This is a genomic window from Solibaculum mannosilyticum, from assembly GCF_015140235.1.
GTDB classification, from domain to species: Bacteria; Bacillota; Clostridia; order Oscillospirales; family Acutalibacteraceae; genus Solibaculum; species Solibaculum mannosilyticum.
The window spans coordinates 127098-140509 of sequence record NZ_AP023321.1; the positions used below are offsets into that span (position 1 = coordinate 127098).

Annotated in this window: 9 protein-coding genes; 8 read left to right on the forward strand and 1 reads right to left on the reverse strand. The window is 53.5% G+C overall.

Annotated elements, in window-relative coordinates; translation table 11 throughout:
• Positions 1-365 precede the first annotated feature (365 nt).
• The 7 genes from C12CBH8_RS00565 to mfd all read left to right on the forward strand — a co-directional run bounded on the left by C12CBH8_RS00565 (position 366) and on the right by mfd (position 11704).
• The gene (locus tag C12CBH8_RS00565; protein ID WP_215533346.1) at positions 366-2921 is read left to right on the forward strand and encodes a YfhO family protein; all 2556 of its coding nucleotides are present in this window, start codon (positions 366-368) and stop codon (positions 2919-2921) included.
• Between the two features lie 22 nt (positions 2922-2943).
• On the forward strand, positions 2944-3888 hold the full coding sequence (locus C12CBH8_RS00570) for a glycosyltransferase family 2 protein (RefSeq protein WP_090263907.1): 945 nt from the start codon (positions 2944-2946) through the stop codon (positions 3886-3888).
• Between the two features lie 202 nt (positions 3889-4090).
• Positions 4091-5482 carry a bifunctional UDP-N-acetylglucosamine diphosphorylase/glucosamine-1-phosphate N-acetyltransferase GlmU gene (glmU, locus tag C12CBH8_RS00575; RefSeq protein ID WP_099323028.1) on the forward strand — a complete coding sequence of 464 codons (1392 nt, stop codon included), beginning with the start codon at positions 4091-4093 and terminating at the stop codon, positions 5480-5482.
• A gap of 71 nt (positions 5483-5553) precedes the next feature.
• Entirely contained in the window at positions 5554-6513 is a 960-nt protein-coding gene (locus C12CBH8_RS00580) for a ribose-phosphate pyrophosphokinase (protein WP_215533347.1), read from the forward strand.
• Between the two features lie 16 nt (positions 6514-6529).
• Positions 6530-7108 carry a sugar O-acetyltransferase gene (locus C12CBH8_RS00585; protein ID WP_215533348.1) on the forward strand — a complete coding sequence of 193 codons (579 nt, stop codon included), beginning with the start codon at positions 6530-6532 and terminating at the stop codon, positions 7106-7108.
• 198 nt (positions 7109-7306) lie between these two features.
• On the forward strand, positions 7307-7906 hold the full coding sequence (gene pth / locus C12CBH8_RS00590; protein WP_090263915.1) for an aminoacyl-tRNA hydrolase: 600 nt from the start codon (positions 7307-7309) through the stop codon (positions 7904-7906).
• 324 nt (positions 7907-8230) lie between these two features.
• On the forward strand, positions 8231-11704 hold the full coding sequence (mfd, locus tag C12CBH8_RS00595; RefSeq protein ID WP_215533349.1) for a transcription-repair coupling factor: 3474 nt from the start codon (positions 8231-8233) through the stop codon (positions 11702-11704).
• Positions 11705-11761: 57 nt separating this feature from the next.
• On the opposite strand, the gene C12CBH8_RS00600 is transcribed toward mfd, so the two are convergent.
• Positions 11762-12010: a helix-turn-helix domain-containing protein gene (locus C12CBH8_RS00600; RefSeq protein ID WP_099323033.1), complete on the reverse strand. Its 249-nt coding sequence runs from the start codon at positions 12008-12010 to the stop codon at positions 11762-11764.
• Between the two features lie 264 nt (positions 12011-12274).
• Here C12CBH8_RS00600 and C12CBH8_RS00605 point away from each other — a divergent pair, with 264 nt between their 5' ends.
• Positions 12275-13369, forward strand: coding sequence for a hypothetical protein (locus tag C12CBH8_RS00605; protein ID WP_090263922.1), 1095 nt, complete (start codon positions 12275-12277; stop codon positions 13367-13369).
• The last annotated feature ends 43 nt before the right edge of the window (positions 13370-13412 follow it).

A 13412-nucleotide genomic window follows, 5' to 3' on the forward strand; every position in this document is an offset into this window, starting at 1 on the left:
AGGATTAGATAGTTAAATCCTAATTTGACGTGGATGGGATAGACGAACACAAACCGGAGAACGGCGCAAAAGAGTAAACGCAAAAAGTTAATATACAGATAGTAAACCCTCTGTTTAACACAACAGAGGGTTTATTTTTTGGGGAGTATTTGATACGAAGTCGGAGTTCTGACACAGGAAGAACAAGAAAAACAAGAATAAAATGCGACTAAATTGGGAAATATTGTTTGCCCCCATATACAATGCGTGGTATAATAAATTCACTTGTGAGAAGTGGATGAGATTCGGTGTTTATGGGGATATCACCGATCTATCCAAAACGGGTCAACCTATCAAAATATCTGAGAGTGAGAGGAGGAATAGACATGAAGGCTCCTTCTTCGCCCTTGTTACCTGCAAAAAGCCGATGTCTACGGACGTTTTTGCTGGCATTGGGCGCGTCCTGCATTGTCTTTCTACCCTTTATCATTGTGGATCAAGGGTATTTTCTCTATTACGGCGACTTTAACGTCCAACAGATCCCCTTTTATCAGATGTGCCATGATGCCATTCGCGAGGGCAACATCTTTTGGAGCTGGACCACAGATCTGGGTGCAAATTTCATCAGTTCCTACAGCTTCTATAATCTAGGCAGTCCCTTTTTCTGGCTGACCCTGCCCTTTCCCAGCGAGGTGGTGCCCTATCTGATGGCCCCCCTCTTGATGCTCAAAACAGCGCTGGCCGCTACCACTTCCTACGCTTACATCGCCCGTTTTGTGCGCAATAAGGACTACGCCCTCATCGGCGGCCTTCTGTATGCTTTCTCCGGCTTTACTACCTACAACATCTTCTTTAACCATTTCCACGAACCCATTGTATTCTTCCCGTTGCTGCTCATCGGCTTGGAGGAATACATGACAAACGGCCGGCGGGGCGTTTTTGCCGCAGCGGTGTTTGTCAACTGTTTTGTCAATTACTTTTTCTTTGTGGGACAGGTGGTGTTTGTCATCATCTACTGGTTCTTCCGCCTGCTGGGCAAGGACTGGACCATCAATTTGAAAAAGTTCTTATGGCTGGCTTTTGAGGCTATATTGGGTGTGGCCATGAGTGCGGTACTGCTCATTCCTTCGGTGCTGACGGTACTTGCCAACCCCAGGACAAGCCAGTCCTTTCAAGGGCATTCGGCGCTTGTATACTCCTGGCCCCAGCGGTACGGCGCTATTTTGGAATGCTTTTTCTTCCCGCCGGATATCCCGGCCCGGCCTAATTTCTTCCCCGGCGCCGAGGCAAAATGGGCGTCCCTGGGCGCTTGGCTGCCCCTATTCTCCATGTGCGGCGTGTTTTCCTTCATGTCGGCAAAACGGGGGCATTGGCTCAAGCGCATCCTGATCACCCTCTTTATCATGGCCATGGTGCCTATTTTCAACAGCGCCTTCTTTGCCTTTAACTCGTCTTATTACGCACGCTGGTTCTATATGCTGGTTCTCATGATGGCCCTTGCCACGATGATGTCCCTGGAGGACAGGGAAGTAAACTATATGGTGGGCTTCAAGATAACGGCCGGCATTACCTTTGTTATCACCATTCTCATCGCTTTCCTGCCGGCCGAGGTGGAGGGCCGAGAGGCACAGAAATATGGGCTGATGGAATACCCTGTCCGATTTTGGATCTATGTGGCCATCGCCTTTGTCAGCCTGTTTCTCCTGTGGTGGCTGCTCAGGAAATTCCGAAGGCAGCCCCGCCAGTTCGCAACGGCAGCTACGGCGGCAGTACTTTGCATCTCGGTGGTGTACTCGGTGTATTTTATCGCCTTAGGCAAGGTGGACTTGAGTGAAACCCATGATTTCATCATCCCCTACGCCCTAAACGGCGGCGAGGATGTGGATCTGCCCGACGAGGACAATTATCGAATTGACTTTACCGACGGGCGAAATCTTCCCTATGACAATCAGGCTATGTTCTGGCAAAGGCCGTCGATTCAGGCGTTCCACAGCGTGGTACCCGCCTCCATCATGGAGTTTTATCCCACAGTAGGGGTGCAGAGAGATGTGGCCAGCCGTCCCGAACGGGAGGACTATTTACTGCGTCCGTTTTTGTCGGTGCGGTATCTCTTTGACCGGGAGCCGATGAGCCCCAATGATGACGACTACGATTATTACACTTATGTGGACTGGCAGAACGGCTATTACGTCTACGAAAACAAGAACTTTATCCCCATGGGCTTCTGTTACGACAGTTTTATCACCCGTTCGGAATACGATGCTATGACCGAACAGGAACGGCAGCGGGTTCTGCTGCACGCTGCGGTGGTGGAGGACTATGCCGCCCAGAAGTACGAGCGCACCATGACCCACTATGATACAGAGGAATGGCTGGATACCTCTGATCAAGCGATAGCAGAGGACTGCGCCGACCGTCGGGAATACTCCTGCGAAACGTTTGAAACAGACAATACAGGCTTTACCGCCACTATCACCCTGCCGGAGGATTCAGAAGGCAGGCTGTTGTTCTTCTCGGTGCCCTGGGAGGAGGGTTGGTCGGCGCAGGTCAACGGGGTTGACGCTGTCATTGAAAAGACCAACGTGGGCTTTATGGCGGTATGGTGTCCCCCGGGAGAGAGCACGATCCGGTTTAACTATATGACTCCCGGTCTGCCGCTGGGCTTGATGATAACGGGCGTATCCTTTGCGGTCTTCCTGCTCTACTTCTTCGGCATGCGTGCGCTCAGCCGCCGTAAGGCGCGCCGTATAGCGGCCGTACAGCCCGAGGAGGAAATCCTCCGCCATACCAACGAGGATGAGGCCATTGAAACGTATTATCTCAAGGATTTATCCCTGATGTTCCCAGCCAAACCGCGTGAGGATCTCCCGCCGGGAGAACAGATCCATCCTTTGGGAGACAGGGGAAGCCATCCACCGCCTGATAACGATCAAAACACGTGATAGATAAAGGATGTGTGTACTATTGTCAACTGTATATTTGGTGGTACCCTGCTACAATGAGGAACAGGTGTTGCCGGAGACAGGCAAACGTCTCATTGAAAAGATGGAAGAACTGGTAAATCTGGGTCTGGCCGATGAGAAAAGCCGTATCCTGCTGGTCAACGACGGCAGCAAAGACAAGACTTGGGATCTTATCACCGAACTTCACAAGCAGAACAAATACGTATGCGGCCTGAAACTATCCCGCAACCGGGGGCACCAAAATGCCGTTTTGGCTGGACTGATGACCGCCCGTCAGTACTGCGACTGCGCCATCTCTTTGGACGCCGATCTTCAAGACGATATCGACGTCATCAATCAGTTTTTGGAGAAGTTTAACGAAGGGTGCGACATTGTGTACGGCGTGCGCAACAAGCGGGATACCGATACCTTTTTCAAACGTTCCACCGCCCAGGGATTCTATAAGATTATGAATGCCCTGGGGGTAGAGGTGGTTTATAACCATGCCGACTACCGTCTTATGTCCAAGCGGGCGTTGGATGCCCTGTCGGAGTACAAAGAGGTCAATTTATTCCTGCGCGGCATTGTCCCCACCATCGGGTATAAGACGGCTACGGTATTTTACGACCGTCATGAACGGTTTGCCGGCGAATCCAAGTATCCGCTGAAGAAGATGCTGGCCCTTGCATTTGACGGCATCACATCCTTTTCGGTCAAGCCCATCCGCCTGATCTCAGGATTGGGGGTCATTATTGCCATTCTCAGCGTCATAGGGCTTTTGTACGCTCTCATTTCCAAATTGGTGGGAATGGCTGTGTCGGGCTGGACGGCCATTGTGGCATCTATTTGGCTGTTGGGAGGCATCCAGCTTTTATGTCTGGGCGTATGCGGCGAATACATCGGAAAGATCTACAGTGAGGTCAAGGCGCGTCCTAAATACTTTATCGACGAGTTTTTACAGCAGTAAAAAGGATAGCCCCCGTAAAGCCCTGCCCTCAGGACTTGCGGGGGTACGCTTTTTGCTTTTTTGGCGTATAGACAATACATCATGAGAAAACTAGGAAATAGTTCTTGAAAATCAGAGGAAAAATTGAGATAATAACCACATTGGGATATTAGGTGAAGAGAAAAGGCCAGTGTCTGATCTGGGATAGAAAGGGGTCTGGAATTTGGAACAGAATTGTGCTGTGATTTTGGCCGGCGGTGAAGGGAAACGGATGAAAGCCGATGGCCCGAAGGTATTGTGTGAAGTGCTGTTTAAGCCCATGCTGGACTGGGTGATCGATGCAGTCCGAGGCGCGGGCGTTGAAGATATTTGTGTGGTCACGGGCCACAAGGGCCATTTGGTGGAGGAACATCTGTTGGTAAAGCAGCATCTGGACGGCGCTTGCCAGACGGTGCTGCAAGAACCACGTCTGGGTACAGGGCATGCCGTCATGCAGGCATCCGATTTCATTGCCGACCACAAAGGGGGCAATGTGCTGGTGCTGTGCGGGGATGCCCCGCTCATGGACAGCAAAAATATCCGTGGGGCGCTGACGGCACATGAGACCGACGGCAATGCCGCTACCGTCATTTCAGCGAGATTGGAGCGTCCCACCGGCTACGGCCGCATCGTGCGGGACGATAACGACGGCACCGTCAACTCCATTGTGGAGGAAAAGGATGCAAGCGAAGCGGTGCGGGCCATCCGGGAGGTCAATTCCGGAGCGTATTGGTTCGCGGCCGATGAGCTGCTTGAAGTGCTGCCAAAGCTTACAAACGACAATAAGGCAGGGGAATACTATCTGACCGATACGTTAGCCCTGCTTCTGAAAAAGGGATGCCGGGTGGACGCCTTTGCCGCCGACACAGAGGATGTAGTATGCGGCGCCAATACCCGGTCGCAGCTTAACGGGCTGAATGGAAAGGCACGCCGCCGCATTTTGGAGAATCTGATGGACGAGGGTGTGGATATCCCCTGTACCGACGGCATTCTGGTAGGCCCGGATGTCACGGTAGGGGCCAATACTTGCCTGCTGCCGGGCACTATTTTGCGGGGCAAGACTGACATTGGGACAAATTGTGTCATCGGTCCCAACAGCCTGATCGAGGATAGCACGGTAGCAAATTACTGTCAGTTGAACGCTGTACAATGTTATCAGTCCACAGTAGGGGAAGGGGTCACGGCCGGACCGTTTGTACACATCCGTCCGGGCACCAACCTGTCCGCCAGGGTCAAGATCGGCGATTTTGTGGAGATTAAGAATTCAAATATCGGAGAAGGCACCAAGGTCCCTCATCTGACTTATGTAGGGGATTCCGATGTAGGCGCCGGCGTCAATTTCGGATGCGGCTGTGTCACGGTCAACTATGACGGCCAGGAGAAAAACCGTTGTACCGTAGGGGATCACTGCTTTATCGGTTGCAACACCAATCTTGTGGCACCCGTGACGGTGGGGGATTACGCCTATACGGCAGCCGGGTCCACCATTACCGAACCGGTTCCGGAAAACGCGTTGGGCATCGCCCGGGCCCGTCAGATCAATAAACCAGGCTGGGTGGAAAAAAAGAGGAAGTAATGCTTTAGGAGCGCTGGCAGCGGCTTCTGGAGCCTTGCCGGCGTCCCTGAGGAAAAGGGGGAACAGAAACAATGAGTTTTCACGGCAAGAACATCAAGATCTTTGCGGCCAATGCCAGCCGGAACATCGCAAAATCGGTGGCGGAACAGCTGGGTCTGCCTCTGGGGAGAAGCGATGTCTCCACCTTCAGCGATGGGGAAATTTCGGTTTCCTTTCACGAAAGCGTGCGGGGATGCGATGTATTCCTCGTACAGTCCACCTGTGCGCCGGTCAATGACAACATCATGGAACTGCTTATTATGATCGATGCCTGTAAACGTGCATCGGCCGGATGTATTGCGGCCGTCATCCCATATTTTGGGTATGCCCGTCAGGATCGTAAAGCCAAGGCCAGGGATCCGATCTCGGCAAAATTGATAGCCGATATCCTGACGGCGGCCGGGGCGGACCGGGTATTGACCATGGATCTGCACGCTGCGCAGATTCAGGGATTTTTTGATATTCCGGTGGACAATCTTAACGGCGTACCGGTGCTGGTCCCTTATTTCCAACAGCTGTTTGGCGCCGAGCGACAGGACGTAGTGATTGTCTCACCCGACTTTGGATCGGTGACCCGGGCCAGGGCATTTTCCCAGCGTTTTGGGAATGCTCCCATCGCCATTATTGACAAACGCCGTCCGAAGGCTAATGTGTGTGAAGTGATGAACATCATTGGCGATGTGAGGGGTAAAAGGGTGATCCTGGTGGACGATATGATCGATACTGCCGGTACCCTTTGCAATGCTGCCAAAGCGGTGATGGAGATCGGCGGGGCCAGGGAGGTCTATGCCTGTGCTACCCATGGGGTGTTGTCGGGCAGCGCGCTGGAACGCATTGAGGACAGTCCGTTGAAGGAAGTGGTGCTGCTGGACACCATTCCAGCCAAGCAGTGTTCCTGCGGAAAGATTAAGTATTTGCCGGTGGCCCCAGTATTTGCCGAAGCCATCTCCCGTATTTCGTCCAACCGGCCGGTTTCTACCATGTTTAATTAAGGAGGATGCATCCTATATGGCGACAGAACGTGAAAAGATGCTGCAAGGCGAACTGTACTATTCTCCCGATCCAGAACTGGACAGATTGCGTATCCAAACCAGGGACTTGGTGGAGCGTTATAATGCCACCCATGCAGCGGAAAAAGAATTGCGTCTTTCTCTGCTCAAGGAGCTATTCCAAGAGGTAGGGGATGACAATATTGGAATCGAGCCCCCCTTCCACTGCGATTACGGCCATAACATCAAGGTGGGAAAGCACTTCTTTGCCAATTTCGGCTGTATGATTTTAGACGTATGTCCTGTCACCATCGGGGACTACTGTCTCATCGGCCCCGGCGTACATATTTATGCTGCCACCCATCCCCTGGATCCGGAGATCCGGAAACAGGGACTGGAATGTGGGAAACCAGTGACCATCGGCAATAATGTCTGGATTGGCGGGCATTCGGTCATCAACCCGGGCGTCACTATTGGAGATAACGCCGTCATTGCATCCGGGTCAGTGGTGACTAAGGATGTACCAGCTAATACAGTGGTGGGTGGATGCCCGGCCAAAGTGCTCCGGGGGATAGAATCCCCTGCCAAGCCGCTCTGAGGCTGGAGGATACGCTTGTTTATACGGACACGGTACCCTGAGTCCCTCGGTGAATATTGGCATCCAAGTGGGATAGAATCCCTCCCAAAGCCGCTCTGAGGTTAAGATAATACGTTTTATCCATTTTAAGTTTGCGCTGCCCGGGCGTTTGACGTCCGGGCGGCTTTTGCGTGTATACGTGCATAAAGGAGTCTTACCATGTTTTTTCGCAAACCAAAACCCATAGGTCCAGTGGATTTCTTGATTGTAGGGCTAGGAAATCCCGGCAAGAAGTACGAAGGGACCCGTCACAATGCTGGATTTATGGCAATCGATGTATTGGCGAATCGTCTGGGCGTTAAGTTGGACCGGCTCAAGTATAAGTCTCTTTGCTGTCAGGTGGAGTTGGGAGATAAACGCTGTCTTCTGATGAAACCCCAGACCTTTATGAACAATTCTGGAGAGGCTGTCCAGGAGGCGGCGAGATTTTACAAAATCCCAGCCGAACGAGTACTTGTGCTGTTTGACGATATCTCTCTCCCTCCCGGCAAGCTGCGAATCCGGCGCAAGGGTTCGGACGGCGGACACAATGGCATTAAGAGTATCATCTACCTCTTGAATTCCGATCAGTTTCCCCGTGTCAAGATCGGCGTGGGGAAAAAGCCTCATCCGGATTATGATTTGGCCAGCTGGGTGCTGTCCGGATTCTCTAAGCCCGATCAGCAGCTCATGTTGGAGGCTTACGATAAAGCAGCCGATGCAGTGGAGTTGCTGGTCAAAGGGGAAACCGACAAGGCAATGAATTTGTATAACGGTTAACGTCGGCGGGGCAGGCAGAGCCTGCATCCACGTCGCGCACCAGGTTGGGAGAAAGCCGAAGGGAAGGATCCCGCGAGGGTATCTTGTGCAGGGGATAGGCAGTCTGCTAAAGATACCGTGTCCGTAGAGGAAAAGCCTTACAAAAGTTCTAGGGCGAAGTGGCGGCGGGCACTGCCCGCCCGCTTTCCCCTTGTTTTTTTATTTGTTTCTGGTATACTACCGGGAGAACATCCCGGACATCCAGCGGAAACCAGAGGGTAGGTCCCTTCTGGTTTCCGCCGTTGTCCGTTGCAACGGACCCAAACAGGAAAGAGAGGCGATGGCATGACCTTTTTAACAAATGCCCTCAAAGGGCTTCCGGAATTTGATACTGTGGCCGGATGCATCCGAGCCGGCCGTGCTCCCATGGCGGTATCGGGACTGTCGGGCATCCAGAAAGCCCATTTTGTATACGCCTTGGGGCAGATGTTGGAAAGGCCGGCTATCGTACTGGCAGGGGATGAGTCGGAATGCGCCCAGCTGCAACGGGATCTGGAAGCCATGGGAGCTAGGGTTTTGTTATATCCGGCCAGGGACTTGACTTTTCAGAAGCTGGAAGGCATTTCCCGGGAATACGAGCACACCCGTCTTCAGGTACTCTACGCCCTGCAAAACGGCCAATGTGACGTGGTGCTCACAACCCCAGACGCCGCCATGCTCTACACCATTCCGCCCGCTCTTTTGCAGGAGCGGACGGTGCGCCTGCATTCCGGACAGCGCATTCCGCTTAAACAAATGGCGGCGGCCCTGGTGGATGCCGGTTATGTGCGGGCCGACCAGGTCGACGGCATTGGGCAATTCTCCATCCGGGGCGGTATCTGCGATTTTTATGCTCCGGGGACTTCGGCGCCCACCCGCGTGGAGATGTGGGACGATGAGATCGACACCCTCCTCTCCTTTGACCCTGAGACCCAACGCCGTACCGAGCAGCTGGAGGAGGCGGTTATCACGCCGGCTGTGGAGATCCTCCCTCCCCCGGACGATCAATTGTCAGAGGGGATCCGACGCCTGCAAAAAGGGCTTAGAGGTGCCAAACACCAAGCGGCTCTCAACCATCTGAGCGAGGATCTGGATCGGTTGGAGGGGGGCGGAAGGCTCCACGCTTTGGACAAATACTTGCCGCTCATTTATCCGCAGAGGGCGAGCCTTTTTGACTACATCGGGGATGGAATGCTGTTTGTATCCGATCCGGTAAAGGTCAAAGAGAGGGCCCATTCCTTCCACTGGCAGATGGGAGAGGACATCAAGTCCATGCTGGAGGAGGGCATCCTCTGCAAGGGAATCACGGAATTCAGCCTGCCGGGCGAACAAATGCCGGGGATTTATGAACAATATAGAGCCGTTTATTTGGATGCATTCACAAGGGCGGGATACGAGACGCCTTTGAGACATCTGATATCGGTCAATACCCGTCAGCTGTCGGTGTGGGCCGGGGGGCTTGACCTGCTCAAAGAGGACATCGAACCCATGCTGGATCGCAATTGGGCGGTGGCCGTGCTGGCGGGGACCGGGAAGTCGGCCGACAATCTGTGCCGTAACCTGCGGGAATTGGGATTGCCTGCGGTTTATGTGGAACGGTGTGAAATGCTTATACCGGGACAGATCACCATTTTGCCCGGCAGCCTGTCGGCCGGGATGGAGTATCCCGGGGCCAAAGTGGGGATCCTCACCCAGGGACAGATTGCCGCCGTCCGCAAACGCAAGGTGCGTCATAAGGCGGGGGACACCCTCACCAGCCTTTCCGATCTCTCCATCGGGGATTATGTGGTGCACGCCACCCACGGCATCGGCTTGTTTGAAGGCATCCACAAGATGGACGTCCACGGCGTCATCAAGGACTATATCAAGATCCGGTACGACAAGGGGGATATCCTCTACGTCCCGGTGACGCAGCTTGACCTGGTGTCCAAATACATCGGCCCCAAAGAGGACAGCAAGGTGAAGCTCCACCGTCTGGGCGGCACCGAGTGGCAGAAAGCCCGGTCCCGGGTGCGCAAGGCGGTCAAGGACATGGCCAAACAGCTCATCAAGCTGTACGCCGAGCGCATGAAGGTGGAGGGGTTTGCCTGCGGTCCGGACACCGACTGGCAAAGCGATTTTGAACGGCGCTTCGCCTACGAGGAGACCGAGGATCAGCTGCGGTGCGTGGACGAGATCAAAGCTGATATGGAGCGGTCTTTTCCCATGGACCGGCTGCTGTGCGGCGACGTGGGATTCGGCAAAACCGAAGTGGCCCTAAGAGGCGCCTTCAAGTGTATCGACAACGGCCGTCAGTGTGCTCTGCTGGTGCCCACAACCATCCTGGCCTGGCAGCATTATCAGACCATTCTGACCCGTTTTGAGGGATTCCCCATCAAGGTGGAGGTGCTGTCCCGCTACCGCACGCCAAAGCAACAGGCCGCCATCCTCAATAAGCTCAGGCGCGGGGAGATCGACATGATCGTCGGCACTCACCGTCTGGTGCAGAAGGACGTCCAGTTTAAAAACCTGGGTCTGGTCATTGTGGACGAGGAACAACGGTTCGGCGTGGCCCAGAAGGAGAAACTCAAAGAGTTGTTCCCAGGGGTGGACTGCCTGACCCTGTCGGCCACGCCCATCCCGCGGACCCTCAATATGGCCATGTCAGGGGTGCGGGATATGTCGGTCATCGAGGAGGCCCCTCAGGACCGGCATCCGGTGCAGACCTACGTGGTGGAGTACGACCCGGCTGTTTTGGACGAGGCTATCCGGAGGGAACTGCGCCGCGGCGGACAGGTTTACTACCTGCACAACCGGGTGGAATCCATCGAGCAGACGGCCTACCGCATCTCCCAGCGCATCCCCGGGGCCAAGGTAGGGGTGGCCCACGGCAAGATGACGGAGGAAGCTTTGTCGGACGTGTGGGAACAGCTTCTGGGCAATGAGATCAACGTCCTGGTGTGCACCACCATCATTGAGACAGGGGTGGATATCCCCAACTGCAATACCCTCATCATTGAGAACGCCGACCGTATGGGCCTTGCCCAGCTGCACCAGTTGAGAGGACGTGTGGGACGTTCCTCCCGACGGGCTTACGCCTATCTCACCTTTGCCGGGGGGAAGGTGCTTTCGGAGATTTCCACCAAACGTCTGGCCGCCATCCGGGAATTTACGGAATTCGGATCGGGATTCAAGATCGCCATGCGGGATCTGGAGATCCGGGGCGCCGGCAACATCCTGGGCGCAGAACAGCACGGCCATATGGAGGCGGTGGGGTACGACATGTACTTGCGTCTTTTGTCCGAGGCGGTGGACGAGGAGAAGGGGGAGAAAACCACACGTCGGGAAGCCGAGTGTCTGGTGGACGTCCAGATCGGCGCCCACATCCCGGAGCAGTACATCCCCAGTGCCGCCCAGCGTCTGGACATCTATCGCCGCATCGCCGACATCCGCACCCAAGAGGATGTCTCAGACGTGCTGGATGAGCTCATCGACCGCTTTGGCGACGTGCCCGACGCGGTGGCCGGACTGGTGGAGGTATCTCTGCTGCGCAATATGGCTGCCGATCTGGGGATCAGCGAGATCTCCCAGAAAAACGACCGTCTGCTGTTTTACATCCACATCCCCGATCTGGAACGGACCTCCCGCCTGATGGCCAATATGAAGGGTCGGGTCATGCTCAGCGCCGGCCAGAAGCCATATATCCAGGTCAAGATGCTGCCGGGACAGTCCCCACTGGCCTGCATGCGGGAGACATTGGAGGGCATGGCAGACGTCAAAGAGGAAAAAAGGTCCAAATAATAGCTTCATGGAACAAAAAGGACGGGTATTATAATACCCGTCCTTTTGCTTTGTATTTTACATTTCATCGCGTCCAAATAAAGAATCCAGCGACACCTGGAGCACTTTTGAAATGGCGTCGATTTCAATGTCAGTGATAGCTCGCCTGCCGTTCTCGATGCGGGAGATGGAACCGCGGCAGGTGTAAACCGCCATCAGCTCCAATTTCTCCGAAAGCTGCTTTTGGCTTAAGCCTGCTGCAATGCGCGCCCTCCTGATACGCCCGCCAATTATATTGAGCTGTTCTGAATCCCGGATTCTTTTCATAAAAAACACCCAAATGTCTTGTTTTAGAATCTAGGATAAAACAATCCGGGATATCCTGTCAATAGGGGAAAAGGAAATGATATATCAAGGCGGGTGGGGAATAGGATTCCCGAAAAGTAGACTAAAGTTTGTTGCTTTCTCACGAAAAGAGAGGGAAATTATGATTCTTTTGTAAATAGTTGATTTTTTAGTGGACAAAGGGGCGTAATGGATGGTATAATGGCAAATGCAACAAATGATCGTGAAAAACAGGAGGAACCTTCAATGAAAATGGCAAAACGCATGGTTACAGCCCTATTGGCTTTGGTGATGGCCCTGTCCCTTGCGTCCTGCTCGGATACCAGTTGGGTGGTCAAGAGCGGCGACGAAACCATCTCAGCCGGGGTTTATCTTTCGTATTTGTTTGACGCTTACTACGGCCAGGCCTATACATACGCTTATACAGGCCAGGATCCTTCGGCTGTGTTCGATAAGCAGATCGAGGAGAAGGACGCTGCCCAGTGGATGAAAGATACTGCGATGGAAAGCCTCAAGAAAAACATCGTCTATCGTAACTACATGGACGAACTCGGCCTCTCCTTTACGGACGAGGAGATTGAAAATGCCAACAAGCAGGCCGATTCCATGTACGACCAATTGACCGATTCCCTGAAACAGGGCGGCGTAGGCAAACAGTCTTTTGAAACTTTCTTCCAGCAGTCCATGGCGGCCAGCAAGGTATTTAACGGCCTTTATGGAGAAGGCGGTACCAAAGAAGTGCCGGTGGACGATATCCGGTCCTACTGGGAGGAAAACTATTACCGCGTCAAGGTCATCAGTTCTTCTTTGATGGATAGCAACAATCAGGCTCTCAGTGATACTGATAAACAGGTCATTACCGATCGCCTGGATGGATACAAAGATCAGATCAACAATGGTGAAGCCACCATGGATGAACTGATTGAGACCGAGAAAAAGGTACAGGAGGCCAGCAGTTCCAGTTCCTCCAGCAGTTCTTCCAGCTCCTCCAGTTCTTCAGGGACCGAGGAGGAAGAAGAGGAAACTGATACCGCTTCCTACGTCAGCAAGAGCGACGAGACCATGCCGGAACGCACCGAGGCCCTGGAGGGCTTGGAAGTTGGTCAGGCCGCGACATTCACCTCCAACAACGTCTATTATGTAGTGCAGTTGCTTCCTTATGACGGCGATGACGCTGATTTAGTGGATAAAACATTTGAAACCAATCAGTCCTCTCTTCTTCAGGAGATGAAGGGTGAGGAATTTGACAGTGACATCAACACCCGTTTGGAAAGCCTTGAAGTCACCGTCAATGATGCCGCTGTAAAGCGCTACGATCCCAAGAAATTCATCGTAGAATAAACCGGTGGAAAAGATGCAGTGAAAAAAACAGCCCCAGACGGAA